Origin of the sequence: Aurantimonas coralicida DSM 14790, assembly GCF_000421645.1 — a bacterium.
Classification (GTDB): Bacteria; Pseudomonadota; Alphaproteobacteria; order Rhizobiales; family Rhizobiaceae; genus Aurantimonas; species Aurantimonas coralicida.
In genome coordinates this window covers 82,234-100,667 of the sequence record NZ_ATXK01000011.1, presented here as the reverse complement: position 1 = coordinate 100,667, position 18,434 = coordinate 82,234, and the positions used below count along the sequence as shown (strand labels likewise).

Sequence of the window (18,434 nt, the reverse complement as noted above, 5' to 3'; positions counted from 1 at the left end):
CGCCGGACACATCAAGGGCCGCGCATTCCATCCGGGATGCGCGGCCCTTTTCGTTTGCGGGGCGGGTGGCGGGCCGCGGCTATTCCGCGGCGTGTTGCATGAGGGCGCTCCCCTCGACCGCGGCATCCCGGTACCAGCCTTGCGCGGCCGCGACGCCCGAACCCGGCTCGATCTTCGCGCCGGCATCGGCCAGCGCCATTTCCGCAACGCTCAGCGCCGTCAGGCACATCGCCGGGTTGAGATCGCCGAGATGGCCGATGCGGAACACCTTGCCGGAGAGCTGGGCCAGCCCGCCGCCGAGCGAGGTGTCGTAACGCTCATAGGCGGTGCGGATCACCGCATTCGCATCGACGCCCTCGGGAACGCGGATCGCCGACACGGTGTCGGAATGCCATTGCGGCGCCACGGCCTGCAGCTTCAGGCCCCAGGCGGCGACGCCCCGCCGCACCCCCTCGGCCAGCCGGTGATGACGGGCGAAGACGTTTTCCAACCCCTCCTCGAAGAGCATGTCCAGCGCCACCCGCAGCCCGTGGAAGAATTGCGTCGGCGGGGTATAGGGAAAGAAGCCGTTGGCGTTCTGGGTGATCATGTCGGCGAAGGCGAAATAGGTGCGCTCCATCTTCGGCCGGTTGTCGCGAGCCGCCGCCAGCGCCTTTTCGGAGACGGCCAGGAAGGACAGGCCGGCCGGCAGCATGAAGCCCTTCTGCGACCCCGCGACGGCGAGATCGACGCCCCATTCGTCCTGCCGGAAGTCGATCGAGGCGATGGACGAGACGCCGTCCACGAAGATCAATGCCGGGTGCTGGTGGGCATCGAGCAACCGCCGGACGCCGGCGACATCCGAGGTCACGCCGGTCGCGGTCTCGTTGTGGGTGACGAAGACGGCGCGGATCGTATGGGCCCGGTCCGCCGCAATCGCGCGTTCATAGGCATCGAGCGGCACGCCGGTGCCCCATTCCACGTCGATGGCCTCGACATCGAGCCCGAGCCTTTGGGCCATGTCGACCCACAGATGCGAGAACTGGCCGAAGCGCGACATCAGCACCTTGTCGCCGCGCGCCAGGGTGTTCTGGATGGCCGCTTCCCAGGCCCCGGTGCCGGAGGAGGGATACATGAAGACGCGTCCCTCGCGCATCTTGAAGACACGCTTCAGATCTTGGAAGAGGGGCAGAGACAAGGCCGGAAAATCAGGCGCCCGCTGGTCTTCCATCGGCACGTTCATGGCCCGCCGGACGCGCTCCGGGACATTGGTGGGGCCGGGAATGTAGAGATGCCGGATACCGTGCTTCATGCGATCCTCCCAGACGCGCAGCCGCGCGAACGGGTGCCGCGAGGCCAGTTGGGGCAGACCTTAATCCGCCGAGCCGGTAAGGCGGAGTTTCAAATTCTGATCCGGGCCTTAGAAAAACTGACGGCCATCGTCGGTGGCCGTCGCGAGTGGACAGTGCCGGGCGGCGCCCGACATGGCGGCGAAGACGAAACGGGGATGTGATGCGATGGGACTGATTTCCGGCCTGATGGGCCTTTCCAGCGATGCGGACGCGACGGCGATTGAGGCCGATCTGGCGCCGATCCTGTTGCCCGGAGAGGGTGTCGAACTCGCCTTCCAGATCGTGCGGGATCTCCTGGTGTTCACCGATCTGCGCCTGATCATGGTCGACAAGCAGGGCATGACCGGCCGCAAGCGGCACATCCAGTCGGTGCCCTATCGGTCGATCACCATGTTCGCCATCGAGACCGCAGGCAGCTTCGATACGGATTCGGAAATGACGCTCTGGGTGTCCGGCCAGTCGCCGATCACACGGCCATTGTCGCGGCGTGCCGATATCGCCGGCATCCAGCGGGCGCTGGCGCAGGGCGTGCTGGCGCCCCGATAGACGCGCCTTCGATCCGACCTTCCAGCAAAAACCGGGGGATAGCCGCTTGCTGTGTCCCCGCTCGGACTCCCGGACGACTACAGTCGCCGCGAATCGCCGGACGGTGCCGGCGAACCAAGACGGATCGTTCGATGTGGGTTATGGTTAAGCTTCCATGAAGACGCTTGCCGCCGAAATCCGTCTGGCCGAACCGCACGATGCCGCCGCCCTGTCCGCGGTGCATGCCACGTCGTGGCGCGGCGCCTATGGCGGGCTGATCCCGCATGGCAGCCTCGAAAAGATGATCGGCCGGCGCAACGACGACTGGTGGGACACGGCGATCCGCAGCGGGGCGGCGATCCTGGTGGCCGAGTTCTCCGGCGCGCCGATCGGCTACGCCACGCTGGGCCGCAACCGTACCGAGGCGTTGCGCGCCGACGGCGAAATCTACGAGCTGTATCTGCGGCCCGAATATCAGGGGCTCGGCTTCGGCAAGCGCCTGTTCGAAGCCGCCGCCGCGCTGTTGCGCGAGCGCGGCCTGAAGGGGCTGGTGGTCTGGGCGCTGGCCGAGAACGACCGGGCGATCGAGTTCTACGGGCGCCTCGGCGGACGCGACATCGCCGAAGGCAGCGAATGCTTCGACACGCGCAAGGTCGCCAAGATCGCCTTCCTCTGGAACTGACGTCCGCAGCCGGCCGGCGCGTGCCTGGCCGAAGGGGCGGACAGCCTGCGCAGCCGCGTGTTGCGCGGGTTCGCCGGAGCGGCTAGAGCGTCTTCGGGGAAACCGGGCCACCAACGCGATCATCCCTGCCATGGATCGCTCTCGCGTCCTTCAAGGACATGCGAGGCGGGTCGCCCGTTCGGATCGACAGGCCACATCTGGAAGGACACATCATGCGCATCGACGCGATCGCCCGCGGCAAGAACCCGCCGGAAGACATCAACGTCATCATCGAGGTGCCGCTGGGCGGCCATCCGATCAAGTACGAGATGGACAAGGACGCCGGCTGCCTGGTCGTCGACCGCTTCCTCTACACGCCGATGACCTATCCGGGGAATTACGGCTTCGTGCCGCACACCCTGTCCGACGACGGCGATCCGATCGACGTCCTGATCTGCAACACCCGGCCGCTGTTTCCCGGCTGCGTGATCAATTGCCGCCCGATCGGCGTGCTGGTCATGGAAGACAACAGCGGCGAGGACGAGAAGATCATCGCCGTGCCGTCGCCGCACATCACGCGGCGTTTCGAGAACGTTCGCGAATATGGCGACCTGCCGGAAATCACGCTGCTGCAGATCGCCCACTTCTTCGAGCACTACAAGGATCTGGAGCCCGGCAAGTGGGTCAAGATCGGCGACTGGGGCGACAGCGTCAAGGCGCGGTCGCTGATCACCGCGGCGGTCGAGCGGGCCGAGAACGCCAAGGGCTGACCGGACCGGTCCACAGACAGCATTCAGATACGGGCGTGGCGGGCAACCGCCGCGCCCGTTCTGCATTCGGCCGTCCGGACGAGGAGGGGGCGGCGGCAGCGTAACACGGAAGATATTGACGGACTGATGACTGCGTCATGCGCAGAATGCACACGAGACGTGCAGCAAAACGCACTACTTTTGTGCAGTGCGATCTCTTACTTGATGGCTATCGAAAACCCCAAACCCTGGAATCAGGATCCCATGTTTCGCCGTCTAACAACCCGCCTCAACACCTACCGCAACCATCGTAACCAGATCCGCCAGCTGGAAATGATGGACGACCGCGAGCTCGCCGACATCGGCGTCGGCCGGTCGCAGATCACTCAGGCCGTCCGCTTCGGCCGTCTCTGAGCCTTGAGGCCGCGGCGCAGGACGCCGCGATCGGGCATCGATCCGCTCTGCCCCACATGAATGCATGCCACGCCGCCTTCGACTGAGTTCGGGCGGCGTTTTGGTGTCTGGAGGTCAGTTCAGGGCGTTGAGCGCCGTCGCGAGGCGCCCGGCGTCGCCGGTGAGGCGCAGGGTCTTCACCCGCGACGTGTGGCCGGCGACCAGCGTCACCGCCGATTTCGGAACGCCGATCGTCTTGGCAAGGAGCTTGAGAAGCGCGGCATTGGCCTTGCCGTCCTCGGGCACGGCCCGCACCCGCGCCTTCAGGAAGGCGCGTCCCGCCGCATCCGTCACGCTGCCCTCGATCCGGTCAGCGGCTGATTTCGGCGTCAGGCGGAGATCGACGAGAACGGCATCCTCGCCGTCAGGCCGCCAGAAGCGCGCGTCGGTCACCGGACCGGGCGGAGCAATCGCTCAGATGCCGGCGCTGTAGATCGCCGGATTGATGTAGACCGCGATCAGATACTGCAGGAACATGATGGCGAACAGGACGACCAGCGGCGACAGGTCGATGCCGCCGAGATCCGGCAGGACCCGGCGGATGCGCCGATAGACCGGCTCGGTCATCTGCCACAGGAAGCGGCCGACGGAGTCGACGAAGGGATTGCCGGGATTGACGATGTTGAAGGCATAGAGCCACGACAACACGGCCGACGCGATCACGATCCACCAGTACAGATTGAGTGCCTGATAGAGGACGTAGGTGACTGCAAGCATCAAATCGGGCCCTTTGCGATAACGGTTTCGGATGTAGCCATCGCCTTGCCGATACGCAAGCCGCGCCCGCTTCGCCGCATGTGCGACCGGCCCGGTTCGGTCACGCCGCGGCCGCCATGCAAGGGGCGTTGACAGGGCCGGCGCCGCGGCACTAAATGCCGGTCGAAATGGTGGACGGGGCTGTAGCTCAGTTGGGAGAGCGCGTCGTTCGCAATGACGAGGTCAGCGGTTCGATCCCGCTCAGCTCCACCAGCCATCATTTCCTTCCAGGACATCGCGCAGTCATGGTCCGCCTTGCCCGGTTGGTGCGGGCCGGATCGTTGCAGGTGCGTGGGTGACACAGGACAGTGAGACCGCTTCCGCCGCGCCGGGCGATCCGGACGCGAGCGCCATTCCGGTCGAGGATCGCTTCGCCGCCTTCCGCAATCCGCGGTTCCTGCGCTACTGGCTGTCGCGCTTCTTCTCCACCTTCGCCATCCAGATCGTCGTCGTCTCGGTCGGCTGGCAGATCTACGACCTGACCCGCAATCCGCTGGATCTGGGGATCGTCGGCCTCTGCCAGTTCCTGCCGGCGCTCGTCCTGGTGCTGGTCACCGGGGCTGCCGCCGACCGCTATTCGCGGCGGATGATCATGGCGGTGGCGATCCTCGTCGAGGCGCTCGGCGCCCTCGGGCTGCTGCTCCTAACCTGGCACGGCCTCGCCACGCCCTATCCGGTTTTCGCGATCCTTGTCGGCTTCGGCATCGCCCGCGCTTTCTTCGGCCCGGCCTCGCAATCGCTGGTGGTCAATCTGGTCACCAAGCGGGAGCTCGCCAACGCGATTGCCTGGAACTCTTCCTCCTGGCAGATCGCGGCGATTGTCGGCCCGGTTGCCGGCGGGCTGCTCTACGGCGTGTCGCCCGTCGCCGCCTACGGCACCGGCCTGACGCTGTTCGTCGCGGCTGCGGTGCTCGTCCTGTCGATCACGGCACCCAGCCAGAAGCGCTCCAGCGAGCCGGCGAGCTTCGAGACCATCGTCGCGGGCTTTCGCTTCATCTGGTCGGAGAAGGTGGTGCTCGGCGCGATCTCGCTCGACCTCTTCGCCGTGCTGCTCGGCGGCGCCGTGGCGCTGATGCCCGTCTATGCACGGGACGTCCTGCATGTCGGCCCCTGGGGGCTCGGGCTCCTGCGCGCAGCGCCCGGCATCGGCGCGGTGTCGATGGCGGTGTGGCTCGCGGCCCACCCGATCAAGACCCATGCCGGCGTCAAGATGTTCGTCTTCGTCGGCCTGTTCGGCGCCTTTACCGCATTGTTCGGCATGGCCGCCGTGCCGTGGCTCGCCATCGTCGCGCTGATCTTCATGGGCGCGTCGGACATGATCAGCGTCTATATCCGCGAGACGATCATGCAGCTCTGGACGCCGGACGAGGTTCGCGGCCGGGTCAACGCCGTCAACATGGTCTTCATCGGCGCCTCCAACGAGCTCGGCGAGTTCCGCGCCGGGGTGATGGCCTTCTGGATCGGCGCCGTGCCGGCGGTGGTGCTCGGGGGCCTGGCGACGGTCGGCGTCGCCGGGCTGTGGTCGTGGATGTTCCCGGATCTGCGCAAGGCCCAGCACCTGGCCGGCCGCGACTGAGGCGGGGCCGGCCTGCGCTCAGCCGATCTCGGCGAGGATGGTGCGCACGTCGCCGAGTCTGTCCACCTGCCGGAAGCGCGGCGCGTTCTTCGGCTGCTCGGCATGTTCCAGCGCCCAGGTCAGCTCATGCGGGATATGGACGCCGAAGCTGCCCGCCGCCAGCGCCGGCAGCACATCCGACTTCAGCGAATTGCCGACCATCATGGCGCGGGCCGGCCCGTCGCCATGGCGGGCGAACAGCCGCTCATAGGTCGCCGCCGTCTTGTCGCTGACGATCTCCACCGCGTCGAAATGGTCGCCCAGCCCGGAAGCCGCGAGTTTGCGCTCCTGGTCGAACAGGTCGCCCTTGGTGATCAGCACCAGCCGGTAGCTGCCGGCAAGCGCGGCAAGGGTCTCCTGCGCTTCGGGCAGGGCTTCGACCGGGTGCTCCAGCATTTCGCGGCCGGCATCGAGGATCTGCCGGACGATGGCCGGCGAGGCAGTGTCGCCCGTGACGTCCAGCGCGGTCTCGATCATCGACAGGACGAAGCCCTTGATGCCGAAACCGTAGTGGCCGAGATTGCGGCGCTCGGCCTCCAGGAGCCGGCTGGAGACCAGGTCCGCGTCGGCATGATCAGCCAGCATCTCGCGGAACCGGGCCTCGGTCAGCTGGAAGAACCGCTCATTGTGCCAGAGCGTGTCGTCGGCATCGAAGCCGATCGTGGTGAGGGCGGGCATCGGGCGCACTCCGCATCCGTGACGCGCAATCTCTAGCGGTTCGCCGCCGGCGCTGCAAAGCGCCCCGGCGGCGAACCGCCCGTCCGAAGCCCGTGACTGCCTATTCGGCGGCGTCGCGGCGCGCGCCGATCTCCTGCATCACACCGGCGGCGATCTCGAAGGACCGCTTGCGGGCCGCGTGATCGTGGATCTGGCCGGTCAGGATCACCTCGTCCGGGCGGTAGGTGTCGATCAGCGCCGACAGGCTGGCGGCGACACTGGCCGGCGAGCCCGTGGCCGAGACCGACAGCGCCTGGTCGACCATGGATTTCGCCATCGGGTCGACGCGGGCCTCGAAATCCTCGACCGGCCGCGGCAGCGGGCCGGGCATGCCGGTGCGCAGGTTCACGAAGGCCTGCTGCATCGATGATTTCAGCACCCGGCCTTCCTCGTCGCTGTCGGCGGCGAAGACGTTGATCGCCAGCATGAAATGCGGCTCGGGCCAGCGCTCCGACGGCCTGTAGCTGTCGCGATAGACCTCGACGGCCTGGGCGAGCGCACCCGGCGCGAAATGCGAGGCGAAGGCATAGGGCAGGCCGAGATGGGCGGCGAGCTGGGCGCCGTAGAGGCTGGAGCCGAGGATCCACACCGGCACGCGGGTGCCTTCGCCGGGCACCGCGCGAATGCGCTGGTTCGGCTCGGCCTCCTCGAAATAGACCATCAGCTCCATCACGTCCTGGGGGAAGTTGTCGGAGTTGTCGAGGCTGCGGCGCAGCGCCCGCGCGGTCATCTGGTCGGTGCCCGGCGCGCGGCCGAGGCCGAGATCGACGCGGCCCGGATAGAGCGTCGCCAGCGTGCCGAACTGTTCTGCGATCACCAGCGGGGCATGGTTGGGCAGCATGACGCCGCCGGCGCCGACACGGATGGTCTGCGTCTGGCCGGCCACATAGCCGAGCGCCACGGCCGTCGCGGCGCTGGCGATGCCGGTCATGTTGTGATGCTCGGCCATCCAGTAGCGCGTGTAGCCGAGCGCCTCGGCGTGGCGCGCCAGATCACCGGAATTGTGCAGGGCGTCGGCGGCGGTCCCACCCTCGGGGATCGGCGACAGGTCGAGGACGGAATAGGGGATCATCGCTTGGCACCTTTCGGGATCAGACTTTCGTCTATCTGGGGATCGGAAGAGGCCGGGAAAAGCCGGTCTGAACAGTCAATCGTCAGGACGACGAACAATCCCTCTTGCTTTCTGTCCAGCCGAGGGAAATTAGCAGCCAAGTCACTCACCCTTCGGAGGAAACGGGAATGGGGCAGGGAGTTCTCTTCGGCCTGGCATTGCTGCCGGTCGCGATCGTGTTCGTCTTGCTCGTCGTCATGCGGCGATCGGCCAAGCTTGCCATGCTGGTGGCCTATGCGGCCACGGCGATCATCGCGCTCACCGTCTGGGGGCAGGATCTCGGCACGGTCGCCGGCGCCACGGTCAACGGTCTCGTCACCGCGCTGACGCTGCTCTTCATCATCTTCGGCGCCATTCTCGTCCTGCAGACCGTGCATGAAAGCGGCGCCATCCGCGCCATCCGCCGCGGCTTCACCGATCTGTCACCCGACCGCCGCATCCAGGCGATCATCATTGCCTGGCTGTTCGGCTCGATGATCGAGGGCGCCTCCGGCTTCGGCACCCCGGCGGCGGTCGCAGCACCTCTGTTGGTGGCGATCGGCTTCCCGGCCATGGCCGCCGTGCTGGTGACGCTGATCATCCAGTCGACGCCGGTCTCATTCGGCGCGGTCGGCACGCCAATGCTCGTCGGCATCAACACCGGCCTGTCGGGCAATGACGGCGTCTTGCAGACCATCTCGCCGCTGCCGCTCATCGACTATGTCTATGCCATCGCCGCCAATGTCGCGATGGTCCACGCTCTGGTCGGCTTCGTCATCCCCCTGATCATGGTCGGTATGCTGACCCGCTTCTTCGGCGCCAACCGCTCCTTTATCGAGGGCTTCCGGGTCTGGAAGTTCGCACTCTTCGCCGGCATCGCCTTCACCGTCCCCTATTATCTGGTGGCGTGGCTGCTCGGGCCGGAGTTTCCGTCGCTGGTCGGCGGCCTGATCGGCCTCCTGATCGTCGTGCCGGCGGCGCGCCGCGGCTTCCTGTTGCCGAAGGACCGGTTCGAGTTCCCGGCGCGGCAGGGCTGGAACGACCACTGGTTCGGCACGCTGAAGGCCGCCGAGGCGGAAGAGGTGGCGGCGGGCCATGCCAGCGGCCGGCAGATCTCGCTCATGCGGGCCTGGTCGCCCTATCTGATCATCGCGGTGCTCCTGGTGCTGACCCGTGTCATCGCGCCGCTCAAGGCGGCCCTGACTTCGCCAAGCGCGACGCTCGCCTTCAACGATCTCTTCGGCTCGGGCATCAACGCCACGGCGCAGTTGCTCTATTCGCCGGGCGCGGTGCTGATCATCGCCTCGCTGCTGGCGGTGTTCATCTTCGGCATGAGCGGCAAGGCCTATGCAAGGGCCTGGGCCGGCTCGGCCCGCACCATGGTCGCCGCGGCGCCGGCGCTGCTCCTGGCGGTGCCGATGGTGCAGGTGTTCCTGAACACCGGTCGCGGCCCGCTGGAATCGATGCCGCTGGTGCTGGCCGAGGGCGTCTCCAGCGTGGTCGGCAGCGCCTGGCCGCTCTTCGCGCCGCTGATCGGGGCGCTCGGCGCCTTCATCGCCGGCTCGAACACCGTGTCGAACATGATGTTCTCGCTGTTCCAGTTCTCGGCCGCCGAACAGATCGGCCTCGGCGCGGCCGGGGCGATGATCGTGGTCACGCTGCAGGCCGTGGGCGGGGCCGCCGGCAACATGATCTGCGTCCACAATGTCGTCGCGGCATCGGCGGTGGTGGGCCTGACCGACCGCGAGGGCGAGGTGATCCGCATGACGCTGATCCCCATGGCCTATTACGTCGTGCAGGCCGGCCTGATCGGCATGGGGCTGATCTATGGCGGCATCTGGCTGATCCTGGCGGTCGTCTGGCTGGCGATCGTCCTGACCGCCATGGCCTTCAACCGCAGCCGGCGCCCGGTCGCCGCGCAGGAGCCGGCGCCCGCCCGATAGGCGCACGGTTCCGGCAAACGAAAGGCCCGGCGGAGCGATCCGCCGGGCCTTTGTCATTCGCGTCCGCTGCCGGCGCGGGGCGCCGGCCAAAGAGCCTAGCGGCCGTCGCGCTTGGCGAGCGTGCGCAGGCGCAGGGCGTTCAGCTTGATGAAGCCGGCGGCGTCCTTCTGGTCGTAGGCGCCGTGATCGTCCTCGAAGGTGACCAGCGCGTCGGAATAGAGCGACTTCTCGCTCTCGCGGCCCTCGACGATGACATTGCCCTTGTAGAGCTTCAGCCGCACCGTGCCCTCGACATGGCGCTGGCTGTGGTCGATCGCGGCCTGCAGCATCTCGCGCTCGGGCGAGAACCAGAAGCCGTTGTAGATCAGCTCGGCATAGCGCGGCATCAGCTCGTCCTTCAGGTGCATGGCACCGCGGTCGAGGGTGATGGATTCCATGGCGCGGTGGGCGGCGAGCAGGATGGTGCCGCCCGGCGTCTCGTAGATGCCGCGCGACTTCATGCCGACGAAGCGGTTCTCGACGAGGTCGAGGCGGCCGATGCCATTGTCGCGGCCCAGATCGTTCAGCGCCGCCAGAAGCTCGTGCGGCTTCATCGCCTTGCCGTCGATGGAGACCGGATCGCCGTTCTTGAAGCCGACGGTGATGATCGTCGCCTGGTCCGGCGCGTCCTCGGGGCTGACGGTGCGCATGAAGACGTAGGGCGGCGCCGATTCCGCCGGATCTTCCAGCACCTTGCCCTCGGAGGAGGAGTGCAGCAGGTTGGCGTCGACCGAGAAGGGCGCCTCGCCGCGCTTGTCCTTGGTGACGGTGATCTGGTTCTTCTCGGCGAAATCGAGGAGATCGGTGCGCGACTTGAACTCCCAGTCGCGCCACGGCGCGATGACCTTGATGTCGGGGGCCAGCGCATAGGCCGACAGCTCGAAGCGCACCTGGTCGTTGCCCTTGCCGGTGGCGCCATGGGCGATGGCGTCGGCGCCGGTCTCGCGGGCGATCTCCACCAGCCGCTTGGAGATCAGCGGCCGGGCGATCGACGTGCCCAGAAGGTAGGTGCCTTCGTAGACCGCGTTGGCGCGGAACATCGGGAAGACGAAGTCGCGGCAGAATTCCTCGCGCACGTCCTCGATGTAGATCTCCTTGATCCCCATCATCTCGGCCTTCTTGCGGGCCGGTTCCAGCTCCTCGCCCTGGCCGAGATCGGCGGTGAAGGTGACGACCTCCGCGCCGTATTCGGTCTGCAGCCATTTCAGGATGATCGAGGTGTCGAGGCCGCCCGAATAGGCGAGGACGACCTTCTTGATGTCGCGATGCTGTGCCATGGGTTCTTCCGTCTTGCCGTTTGCATGGGCTCTAGCGCAAAGCGGGCCGCGAGGGAAACCGGGCGTCGCACGGGCAGGACCGGTGCGGGCGGAAATCGGGTGGCGTTCGGCCCGTAGCGGGCCTAGGTTCGGCGCCGTCCGGTTGCTGCTGCAGATGGCGCCGGTCGATGCATGCTGATGAGGGCGCGATGAGCTTTCTTCCCGATCTTGCGACGCTGCTTGCCTTCGTCGCCGCGGCGTTCGTCCTGACGATCACGCCCGGGCCGGACATGACGCTGTTTCTCGGCCGCACCCTGTCGGAAGGGCGGGCGGCCGGCTTTGCCGCCATGCTCGGGGCGGCGACGGGCATCCTCGTCCACACCAGCCTTGCCGCCTTCGGCATCTCGGCGCTGATCGCCGCCTCGCCGGAGGCGTTCCTGGCGCTGAAGATCGTCGGTGCCGGCTATCTCGTCTTCCTCGCCATCCAGGCGGTGCGCGGCAGTTCCACCTTCCGCCTCGACGGCACCGCGGCGCGGCGCCCGCACAGCCTGTTCTCCAACTGGCTGACCGGGATCGGGATCAATCTCCTCAATCCGAAGATCATCCTGTTCTTCGTGACCTTCCTGCCGCAATTCGTCTCGGCGCAGGACAGCGACGTCGCCGGGAAGCTGTTCTTCCTCGGCGTGTTCTTCATCGTCCTGGCGGTGCCGATGAGCGCGGCGATGATCTTGGCCGCCGACAGGTTCGCGGCGGCGCTGAAGCGCCGGCCGAAGATCATGCGCGGCATCGACTGGCTGTTCGCCAGCGTGTTCTCGGCCTTCGCGGTGAAGATTCTTCTGACCCAGGGGCGCTGAGCCCGGTCGCGCCTCAGGCGTAGGCGTAGGGGCCGCCGCGCTTCAGGCCGCGGCGATAGGCCGGGCGCTCGTGGATGCGCAGCAGGAAGTCGCGCAGCTTCGGCCGGTCCTCGTAGCCGAAACGCTGGGCCGCCGCCTCGACGGGAAAGCTCATCATGATGTCGGCGACGGTCATTTCCGGTCCGGCGAACCAGCCGGTGTCGCCGAGCGAGGCTTCCCAATGGTCGAGATGCAGCGCCATTTGCGGGCGCACCAGCATGTCGTCGACCTTCTTCATCGAGGTCTTCAGGATCGGCTTGGCGAAGAAGGGCGCGCGGGCCGGGATCATCTGCAGCACCAGCATCAGGAACAGCGGCGGCATCGCCGAGCCTTCGGCATAGTGCAGGAAGTGCCGGGCGTTCCAGTAATCCGCGCTGCCCTCAGGCGGCATCAGCCGGCCGTTGCCATGGCCGGCGAGGATGTATTCGACGATGGCGCCGGTCTCGGCGACGGTCCGCTCGCCATCGGTCAGCACCGGCGACTTGCCGAGGGGATGGACGGCCTTCAGCTCGGCCGGCGCGCGCATGTCTTTGGCGCGCTCGTAGCGCTTCACCTCGTAGGTGACCTCGAGTTCCTCGAGGAGCCACAGGACACGCTGGGAGCGTGAATTGTTCAGGTGATGGATCGTGATCATGGCGCCAATCTGCCGCAGTGCAGCGTCAGGGCAAGGTCTGCCGGTCCGCCATGTCCCGCAACGACGTGCGGGACGGCCTCTTCAGAGGCCGGCAGCCTTGCGCAGGGCGGCATTGATCCGGTCCTGCCAGCCCGGGCCCTCCTCCTGGAAATGCTCCAGCACGTCGCGGTCGATCCGCAGCGAGACCATTTCCTTTGCCGTGGGAACGCCGGTGGAGGTTTCCTTCAGCCGTTCGGTGGACGGCGCGGCGGGCTTGAAGACGGCTTCTGCGGCGGCGCGGGGATCGGTCGGGCGGCGGGCCATTCTGTCTATCCTTCGCTGGCGCCGTCGGCGCTCGGTTCGGTCTTGCGGCGGCGCCACCGGCCGGCGGTTCGTCCGGCGACGATCCAGTAGGCCAGGGCAAAGCACAGGGAGGCGACGACGATCGCCGTCTGGACGCTCATATGCGGGGCACTGCCGCCATAGGCGGTGACGATGATCGCGACACCGCCAATGATGCCGGCGGCGATGTGGAGAACGATCGACGACAGGGCGAAGAGCTCGGTGGCGACCATGAACAGGGCCCAGGGCACCAGCACGACCGAGCCGATCTGCGCCGCCTGGGCAAAGAAGGCAATGCCGGTATGGAACAGGAAGACGGGATCGGCGCCGGTGATGCCCCGCGGCGCGTCGAGAAACGGCCAGAGCATGGCGAAGGCGGCGGTCATGACGGCGGCGACGAAGCCGATCGGGATCACGAAGAGAAAACGCAGGACGGTGCTCATGCGGCGGCTCTTATCCTTCCCGAACGGCCGAGGCGAGCGCCCCGCAGGCTGAATATGGGGCGGGTCGCAGGACGGGCCACGGCGCGGAGACGCGATCAGTCCGCGGCGAGTTCGCTGGCGCGCAGGGATTCGAGCCGGTCGCGGGCGCTCTTCTTCATGCGCTCGGATTCCGACTTGAGCTGGCCGCAGGCGGCGAAGATGTCGCGGCCGCGGGGGGTGCGGATCGGCGAGGCATAGCCGGCCTGGTTCACATAGTCGGCGAAGCGCTCGATCTGGTCCCAGTCGGAGCACTCATAGGCCGAGCCCGGCCACGGGTTGAACGGGATCAGATTGATCTTGGCCGGGATGCCGCGAAGGATGCGCACCAGTTCCTTGGCGTCGGCCATGGAATCGTTGACGTCCTTGAGCATCACATATTCGAAGGTGATGCGGCGGGCATTCGACAGGCCCGGATAGGCGCGGCAGGCGTCGAGCAGGTCCTTCAGCGGGTACTTCTTGTTGATCGGCACCAGCTCGTCGCGCAATTCGTCGCGCACGGCATGCAGCGAGATCGCCAGGCTGACGCCCATCTCCTCGCCCGCCTTGACGATCGACGGCACGACGCCGGAGGTGGACAGGGTGATGCGCCGCTTGGACAGGGACAGGCCCTCGCCGTCGGAGGCGACAGCCATCGCCTGGCGGACATTGTCGTAATTGTAGAGCGGCTCGCCCATGCCCATCAGCACGACATTGGTTACCAGCCGGCCACCGTTGGGTACGATCGCGCCGGCGGGGGTCGCCGCGTCCGGCAGGTCGCCGAGCCGCTCGCGCGCCGCCAGGATCTGGCCGACGATCTCGTCGGGCAGGAGGTTGCGCACCAGGCGCTGGGTGCCGGTGTGGCAGAAGGTGCAGGTCAGTGTGCAGCCGACCTGGCTGGAGATGCACAATGTGCCGCGGCCTTCCTCGGGAATGTAGACGGTCTCGATCTCGACCGGCCGCCCGGCGCCTCGCGGCGGAAAGCGGAACAGCCATTTGCGGGTACCATCGACCGAGATCTGCTCGTCGACGACTTCCGGCCGGGCGATCGTATAGGCCTCGTCCAGCGCCTGACGCAGCGTGCCGGCGACATTCGCCATCTGCGAGAAATCGGCGACGCCGCGCACATAGAGCCAGTGCCAGAGCTGCGCGACGCGCATGCGGATCTGCTTGTCCGGCACGCCGACGGCGGACAGCGCCTCGCCGAGGGCGGCGCGGTCGAGGCCGACCAGCGACGGCTTCTCGTCACCGGCCATCGGCATGACCGGCGGCGCGGGACGCGGGCGATTGGCGGCGTGGGCGAGATCGAGCGAGACGGCCATAGCGTGTCCTTTCGCAGGCGACGTGCCGGCGAGACTGACTGAAATTCGGAAATTCACCCCGTCACATGACGGTTTCCGGTCGGTTTCGCAAGGTCAGGCCGTCTTTCCGCTGCCTGAAACGCCAAACGCCGAGCTTCCGGGCCCGGCGTTTTCAGCGATGGCAGACCCCGGCCGAAGCCGGTGGGACCTACTTGCAGTCGTTGATCGAGTTCAGCGCCGCCGTCACGCCCGAGAGCGAATAGGTGTAGCTGGTCTCGGTGCCGCGCTGGGAGGTCGCCTCGACGGTCATCACCCGGCCGGCGCGCAGATTGGCGACGAGCTGCGGCTCCTCGGCGGCGTTCTCCATCCAGGCGGACTCGCCCTTGACGAACATGGAGTAATCCTTGCCGTCCACGTCGACGATGACCTTGGAGCCTTCCTTCAGCGCATAGCCCATGACGACCTGCGGCTCGTAGGAGACGCCCTGACCCGGCTTCTGCGAGACGAGGAAGAAGATGTCGCCATGATCGACATTGGCAGGCGTCATCTTGGTCGGCGTCGACAGGACGTAGCAGATCTTCCCGTCGGAGCCCGAATAGGAATAGGTGCCCCAGGCGTTGAACTGGTTCATGCGCGTCGGGGTCTGGGCCGCCCCGGCGGCGCTCGAGAAGATCAGAATGGCCGCAGCGGCCGTCAGGACGTTCTTGAGGTTCATGGTTCCCCGCTCATTTCGCTGTGCGTGCGTGGTATGGCTGTGGCGACCGGCGCGACGCCGGACGAAAGATTACTGTCGCAGTCTAGCGGCCGGGCCTTTATCCTTGGTTAACGAAACCCCAAGGTGCGGCCGAAGATCGTCGATGTCCGGCCTGTGGGCCAAGAAGGACCCCGGCGTCGTCACCACGCGGGACAGCCCCCGGCATATCCGCCGACCTCACGGAATGTGAATGACGGAAAGAATCGGGCGACAGTTTGGCGCGCATGCCGCAATTCGCGGAAAAAGCATCGAAAATCGTTGCGAGACATGGGGTTGGCGCGATTTCGGCCGGCAGGCCGGCCGGCCACGGCGCCCGCGATCTCAGTCGTCCAGTTCGCCCAGGGCCGTGCGCGCCTTCGCATAATGTTCGGGCCGGATATTGTCGCGGACCGTGCGGAACGCGGCCCAGAGAACCGCGATGTCGTCGGTGAAGCCGAGACCGAGGATGAAGTCCGGGACGATGTCGAAGGGCAGCACGAAATAGGCGAGTGCGGCGAGGAGGACGCCGCGGCTGGCAGCCGGCGTCTGCGGGTCGAGGGCGCAATAATAGGAGGCCACCACGTCCTCCATGAAGGGGATGTGGCGCAGGCCCCGGCGGACCGTGTCGAAGAAGGAGCGGCGCACGTCCGATTCCTGCCGCGCCTGCTCGGCCTCGCTGCCCGGGCGCAGGATTTCGCCGATCTTGCCGTTCTCGATTGCCATCGCATCCTCCGTCTCGCGGACGGTAGATGGATCGCATCGGGCGGCGTCTCAAGCCCCGGCGGTTCGCCGGGCGTCCCGTTGCCTCAGCCGACGCGGTACTGCTGCATCTGGTCGGCGGCGATATCGTGATGCGCCGCCCCATCCGGCGCCAGCGGAAACGCCTCTTCCAGAAGGTAGGGGCCGCCACCGACCGAGTCCTTCGCCGAGAACAGGCCGAAGCGGGAGGCCCGGAAGGGCAAGGTCGAGAAATTGCCGCGGCCGGCGAGATAGCGGGCGACCTCCTCGACCTTGGGCTGGCGGAGCCGGGCGATGGTCACGTGCGGCACGAATTTGCGCGGGTCGGCGGGCAGGCCCACCCGGCGGCAGATCCGGTCGATCTCGGCCTGCAGCTCGGCCAGCTCTGCCGGCGCCTCGACCCCCGCATAGAGCGAATGCGGCTTCTTCGATCCGAAGGCGGCGACGCCCTTCAGCGACAGGGTGAAGCCCGAACAGTCGATCCGGTCGAGCTGGGCGACGATCTCGTCGGCCAGGCGCGATTCCACGTCGCCGATGAAACGCAGGGTCAGATGGTAGTTTTCGGCATCGATCCACCGGGCCGACGGCAAGCCACCGCGGAGGAAGGACAGCGACAGGGCGATGTCGTGGGGAATCTCGAGGGCGGTGAACAGTCGCGGCATCGGAAAGACCTCCGTGCGGTGTTGCCATCGCGAAAAGCGTCTCACCTCGCGAGCCATGTGGCAAGCACAGGGCAGCCCTGCAGGGACCTTCGCCGCGTTGTTCGTTTCGCAATGCACAATTATATTCGGATTGCGGCTCGGGAGATCGCCGCGGGAGGACGAAACAAGGCTGAAGAGCATGTCCAACGTCCCGTTCCCTGCACGCCCGTCAGCGCCCAGCGTTGCCGTCCCGACCGCCGCCCAGTCCGGTGCCGCCTCCGGACCGGTGCATGTCCGGCGCCTGCATCCGGGCGAGGAGCCGCTTCTCCTGGCCCACCTCAAGCGCCTCGACCCCGAGATCCGGCGCCTGCGCTTCGGCAATGCGGTCAATGATTTCTTTCTGGAACGCTACGTGTCGCTGGCGCTCGGCGAGGAGGCCCTGGTCAAGGGCCTGTTCATCGACGGAGAACTGCGCGGCGCCGCGGAACTGCGCTTCCTGACCGGGTCGCATGACGAGGCCGAGGGCGCGTTCTCCATCGAGAAGCCCTATCAGGGCCACGGCCATGGCGACCGCCTGTTTGGCCGGCTCGTCGCCAGCGCGCGCAATCGCGGCGTGCGGCGACTGTTCCTGACCTGCCTGCGCGAAAACCGCCGCATGCAGGCGATCGCCGCCAAGCACGGCGCCGACCTCAGTTTCGACGCCGGCGACGTCACCGCGGAGATCCTCCGGCCCTATGCCGACGTGCAGAGCCTGGCGCGGGAATGGACCGACGAGACCGAAGCCTTCGCCTTCGCCATGATCGAGTGGCGGCGCAAACGCCTGCGCAGCTTCGCCGCGCCGCTGCGCCGGCTGGCGGCGAGCTTCAACCCGTTTCCCGCTCCGCACTGATCGCATCGAGCGCCTTGGTCACCGCCGGCAGGATGCGCTCGACGATGACGGCGACGCCCTCGGGATTGGGATGCATGCCGTCGTCCTGGTTGAGCGCCGGCTCGGCGGCGACGCCATCGAGGAAGAACGGATAGAGGGCGACGTCGTATCTGTCGGCGAGACGCTGGTAGATGCCGTCGAACTCGGCCGCGTAGTCAGGGCCCATGTTGGGCGGCGCCATCATGCCGGCGAGAAGCGCGGTCTGGTCGCGGGCCTGGAGCTTGGCGAGGATCTGGTCGAGATTGCGTTCGGTGATCTCCGGCGAGATGCCGCGCAGCGCGTCGTTGGCGCCGAGTTCGACGATGACGAGATCGGCCTCCTGCGGCACCGACCATTCGAGCCGCGCCAGGCCGCCGCTGGTGGTGTCGCCGGAGACGCCCGCATTGGCGACGCTGACGTCGTGGCCGGCATCGCGCAGGGCGGCCTGCAACTGCTCGGGGAAGGATTCGCCCGGGCCGACGCCGTAACCGGCGCTCAGACTGTCGCCGAATGCGACGATCTGCAGCGTTTCGCCTGCGTCGGGGGGCGTCGCCGCCTGTTGCGCCAGTGCTGCGGCCGGCAGCATCAGCCATGACAAGATCGTCATGACCATCAGGATCGGTTGGAAGCGTTGCATCGCACACCCATATAGCGCAGGCCCCAGCCGGGGCGG

Annotated in this window: 23 protein-coding genes and 1 tRNA gene; 10 read left to right on the top strand and 14 right to left on the bottom strand. The window is 67.1% G+C overall.

The annotated features are described in order from the left end of the window. Positions 1-79: 79 nt before the first annotated feature. Complete coding sequence (locus H536_RS0118735; protein WP_024351906.1) at positions 80-1,291, bottom strand: aminotransferase class V-fold PLP-dependent enzyme; 1,212 nt, start codon at positions 1,289-1,291, stop codon at positions 80-82. On the opposite strand from H536_RS0118735, the gene H536_RS24510 reads away from it, so the two are divergent. From H536_RS24510 to H536_RS24505, 5 genes are all read left to right on the top strand, one after another. Next, the gene (locus tag H536_RS24510; protein ID WP_155898550.1) at positions 1,271-1,492 is read left to right on the top strand and encodes a hypothetical protein; all 222 of its coding nucleotides are present in this window, start codon (positions 1,271-1,273) and stop codon (positions 1,490-1,492) included. The two genes, H536_RS0118735 and H536_RS24510, sit on opposite strands and share 21 nt — an antisense overlap. Before the next feature lie 4 nt (positions 1,493-1,496). Next, positions 1,497-1,877: a PH domain-containing protein gene (locus tag H536_RS0118730; RefSeq protein WP_024351905.1), complete on the top strand. Its 381-nt coding sequence runs from the start codon at positions 1,497-1,499 to the stop codon at positions 1,875-1,877. Positions 1,878-2,031: 154 nt separating this feature from the next. Next, entirely contained in the window at positions 2,032-2,538 is a 507-nt protein-coding gene (locus H536_RS0118725; protein WP_024351904.1) for a GNAT family N-acetyltransferase, read from the top strand. Between the two features lie 212 nt (positions 2,539-2,750). Beyond that, positions 2,751-3,287, top strand: a complete 537-nt coding sequence (gene ppa / locus H536_RS0118720; protein WP_024351903.1) for an inorganic diphosphatase — start codon at positions 2,751-2,753, stop codon at positions 3,285-3,287. Positions 3,288-3,530: 243 nt separating this feature from the next. Further along, positions 3,531-3,680 (top strand): DUF1127 domain-containing protein, encoded by a 150-nt coding sequence (locus tag H536_RS24505; RefSeq protein WP_155898549.1) that lies wholly within the window; start codon positions 3,531-3,533, stop codon positions 3,678-3,680. 114 nt (positions 3,681-3,794) lie between these two features. On the opposite strand, the gene H536_RS0118710 is transcribed toward H536_RS24505, so the two are convergent. Continuing rightward, positions 3,795-4,112 carry a DUF167 family protein gene (locus tag H536_RS0118710; protein ID WP_024351902.1) on the bottom strand — a complete coding sequence of 106 codons (318 nt, stop codon included), beginning with the start codon at positions 4,110-4,112 and terminating at the stop codon, positions 3,795-3,797. Between the two features lie 21 nt (positions 4,113-4,133). Further along, a complete protein-coding gene (locus H536_RS0118705) occupies positions 4,134-4,436 on the bottom strand; it encodes a YggT family protein (RefSeq protein WP_009207892.1) in 303 nt (100 codons plus the stop codon). Between the two features lie 176 nt (positions 4,437-4,612). On the opposite strand from H536_RS0118705, the gene H536_RS0118700 reads away from it, so the two are divergent. Both H536_RS0118700 and H536_RS0118695 read left to right on the top strand, forming a co-directional pair. Beyond that, positions 4,613-4,688: transfer RNA gene (locus H536_RS0118700), tRNA-Ala, on the top strand. A gap of 139 nt (positions 4,689-4,827) precedes the next feature. Then, a complete protein-coding gene (locus tag H536_RS0118695) occupies positions 4,828-6,051 on the top strand; it encodes an MFS transporter (RefSeq protein WP_029703653.1) in 1,224 nt (407 codons plus the stop codon). Positions 6,052-6,069: 18 nt separating this feature from the next. Here the strand turns inward: H536_RS0118695 and H536_RS0118690 are convergent, their stop codons facing one another. Together H536_RS0118690 and H536_RS0118685 are read right to left on the bottom strand one after the other, a co-directional pair. Further along, on the bottom strand, positions 6,070-6,768 hold the full coding sequence (locus tag H536_RS0118690; protein ID WP_029703651.1) for an HAD family hydrolase: 699 nt from the start codon (positions 6,766-6,768) through the stop codon (positions 6,070-6,072). A 100-nt stretch (positions 6,769-6,868) separates the two neighbouring features. Further along, entirely contained in the window at positions 6,869-7,879 is a 1,011-nt protein-coding gene (locus H536_RS0118685) for an LLM class flavin-dependent oxidoreductase (RefSeq protein ID WP_024351899.1), read from the bottom strand. A gap of 167 nt (positions 7,880-8,046) precedes the next feature. On the opposite strand from H536_RS0118685, the gene H536_RS0118680 reads away from it, so the two are divergent. Next, positions 8,047-9,840 carry an L-lactate permease gene (locus tag H536_RS0118680; RefSeq protein WP_024351898.1) on the top strand — a complete coding sequence of 598 codons (1,794 nt, stop codon included), beginning with the start codon at positions 8,047-8,049 and terminating at the stop codon, positions 9,838-9,840. 95 nt (positions 9,841-9,935) lie between these two features. Here H536_RS0118680 and H536_RS0118675 read toward each other — a convergent pair whose 3' ends face one another. Then, complete coding sequence (locus H536_RS0118675; protein ID WP_024351897.1) at positions 9,936-11,156, bottom strand: argininosuccinate synthase; 1,221 nt, start codon at positions 11,154-11,156, stop codon at positions 9,936-9,938. Positions 11,157-11,344: 188 nt separating this feature from the next. Here H536_RS0118675 and H536_RS0118670 point away from each other — a divergent pair, with 188 nt between their 5' ends. Beyond that, entirely contained in the window at positions 11,345-11,989 is a 645-nt protein-coding gene (locus H536_RS0118670) for a LysE family translocator (protein WP_024351896.1), read from the top strand. 13 nt (positions 11,990-12,002) lie between these two features. Here the strand turns inward: H536_RS0118670 and H536_RS0118665 are convergent, their stop codons facing one another. The 7 genes from H536_RS0118665 to thpR all read right to left on the bottom strand — a co-directional run bounded on the left by H536_RS0118665 (position 12,003) and on the right by thpR (position 16,875). Next, entirely contained in the window at positions 12,003-12,662 is a 660-nt protein-coding gene (locus H536_RS0118665; RefSeq protein WP_024351895.1) for a glutathione S-transferase family protein, read from the bottom strand. Between the two features lie 81 nt (positions 12,663-12,743). Beyond that, a complete protein-coding gene (locus tag H536_RS0118660; RefSeq protein ID WP_024351894.1) occupies positions 12,744-12,965 on the bottom strand; it encodes a BrnA antitoxin family protein in 222 nt (73 codons plus the stop codon). Between the two features lie 5 nt (positions 12,966-12,970). Beyond that, complete coding sequence (locus H536_RS0118655; RefSeq protein WP_024351893.1) at positions 12,971-13,426, bottom strand: hypothetical protein; 456 nt, start codon at positions 13,424-13,426, stop codon at positions 12,971-12,973. A gap of 95 nt (positions 13,427-13,521) precedes the next feature. Then, positions 13,522-14,763, bottom strand: coding sequence for a dual-specificity RNA methyltransferase RlmN (gene rlmN / locus H536_RS0118650; protein ID WP_024351892.1), 1,242 nt, complete (start codon positions 14,761-14,763; stop codon positions 13,522-13,524). 187 nt (positions 14,764-14,950) lie between these two features. Beyond that, the gene (locus tag H536_RS0118645) at positions 14,951-15,457 is read right to left on the bottom strand and encodes an invasion associated locus B family protein (RefSeq protein WP_024351891.1); all 507 of its coding nucleotides are present in this window, start codon (positions 15,455-15,457) and stop codon (positions 14,951-14,953) included. A 360-nt stretch (positions 15,458-15,817) separates the two neighbouring features. Next, positions 15,818-16,198: a YkvA family protein gene (locus tag H536_RS0118640; RefSeq protein ID WP_029703649.1), complete on the bottom strand. Its 381-nt coding sequence runs from the start codon at positions 16,196-16,198 to the stop codon at positions 15,818-15,820. A gap of 83 nt (positions 16,199-16,281) precedes the next feature. Then, positions 16,282-16,875, bottom strand: coding sequence for an RNA 2',3'-cyclic phosphodiesterase (gene thpR, locus H536_RS0118635; RefSeq protein WP_024351889.1), 594 nt, complete (start codon positions 16,873-16,875; stop codon positions 16,282-16,284). A 178-nt stretch (positions 16,876-17,053) separates the two neighbouring features. Here thpR and H536_RS22805 point away from each other — a divergent pair, with 178 nt between their 5' ends. Then, positions 17,054-17,743 (top strand): GNAT family N-acetyltransferase, encoded by a 690-nt coding sequence (locus H536_RS22805; RefSeq protein ID WP_024351888.1) that lies wholly within the window; start codon positions 17,054-17,056, stop codon positions 17,741-17,743. Here H536_RS22805 and H536_RS0118625 read toward each other — a convergent pair. Then, positions 17,718-18,398, bottom strand: a complete 681-nt coding sequence (locus tag H536_RS0118625; RefSeq protein ID WP_244495479.1) for an arylesterase — start codon at positions 18,396-18,398, stop codon at positions 17,718-17,720. The two genes, H536_RS22805 and H536_RS0118625, sit on opposite strands and share 26 nt — an antisense overlap. Positions 18,399-18,434: the final 36 nt, after the last annotated feature.

Coding starts and splice junctions, on each gene's coding strand:
- H536_RS24510 (WP_155898550.1), top strand. CDS start 1,271: ATGCCGGATACCGTGCTTCATGCGATCCTCCCAGACGCGCAGCCGCGC.
- H536_RS0118735 (WP_024351906.1), bottom strand. CDS start 1,291: ATGAAGCACGGTATCCGGCATCTCTACATTCCCGGCCCCACCAATGTC.
- H536_RS0118730 (WP_024351905.1), top strand. CDS start 1,497: ATGGGACTGATTTCCGGCCTGATGGGCCTTTCCAGCGATGCGGACGCG.
- H536_RS0118725 (WP_024351904.1), top strand. CDS start 2,032: ATGAAGACGCTTGCCGCCGAAATCCGTCTGGCCGAACCGCACGATGCC.
- ppa (WP_024351903.1), top strand. CDS start 2,751: ATGCGCATCGACGCGATCGCCCGCGGCAAGAACCCGCCGGAAGACATC.
- H536_RS24505 (WP_155898549.1), top strand. CDS start 3,531: ATGTTTCGCCGTCTAACAACCCGCCTCAACACCTACCGCAACCATCGT.
- H536_RS0118705 (WP_009207892.1), bottom strand. CDS start 4,436: ATGCTTGCAGTCACCTACGTCCTCTATCAGGCACTCAATCTGTACTGG.
- H536_RS0118690 (WP_029703651.1), bottom strand. CDS start 6,768: ATGCCCGCCCTCACCACGATCGGCTTCGATGCCGACGACACGCTCTGG.
- H536_RS0118685 (WP_024351899.1), bottom strand. CDS start 7,879: ATGATCCCCTATTCCGTCCTCGACCTGTCGCCGATCCCCGAGGGTGGG.
- H536_RS0118680 (WP_024351898.1), top strand. CDS start 8,047: ATGGGGCAGGGAGTTCTCTTCGGCCTGGCATTGCTGCCGGTCGCGATC.
- H536_RS0118675 (WP_024351897.1), bottom strand. CDS start 11,156: ATGGCACAGCATCGCGACATCAAGAAGGTCGTCCTCGCCTATTCGGGC.
- H536_RS0118670 (WP_024351896.1), top strand. CDS start 11,345: ATGAGCTTTCTTCCCGATCTTGCGACGCTGCTTGCCTTCGTCGCCGCG.
- H536_RS0118665 (WP_024351895.1), bottom strand. CDS start 12,662: ATGATCACGATCCATCACCTGAACAATTCACGCTCCCAGCGTGTCCTG.
- H536_RS0118660 (WP_024351894.1), bottom strand. CDS start 12,965: ATGGCCCGCCGCCCGACCGATCCCCGCGCCGCCGCAGAAGCCGTCTTC.
- H536_RS0118655 (WP_024351893.1), bottom strand. CDS start 13,426: ATGAGCACCGTCCTGCGTTTTCTCTTCGTGATCCCGATCGGCTTCGTC.
- rlmN (WP_024351892.1), bottom strand. CDS start 14,763: ATGGCCGTCTCGCTCGATCTCGCCCACGCCGCCAATCGCCCGCGTCCC.
- H536_RS0118645 (WP_024351891.1), bottom strand. CDS start 15,457: ATGAACCTCAAGAACGTCCTGACGGCCGCTGCGGCCATTCTGATCTTC.
- H536_RS0118640 (WP_029703649.1), bottom strand. CDS start 16,198: ATGGCAATCGAGAACGGCAAGATCGGCGAAATCCTGCGCCCGGGCAGC.
- thpR (WP_024351889.1), bottom strand. CDS start 16,875: ATGCCGCGACTGTTCACCGCCCTCGAGATTCCCCACGACATCGCCCTG.
- H536_RS22805 (WP_024351888.1), top strand. CDS start 17,054: ATGTCCAACGTCCCGTTCCCTGCACGCCCGTCAGCGCCCAGCGTTGCC.
- H536_RS0118625 (WP_244495479.1), bottom strand. CDS start 18,398: ATGCAACGCTTCCAACCGATCCTGATGGTCATGACGATCTTGTCATGG.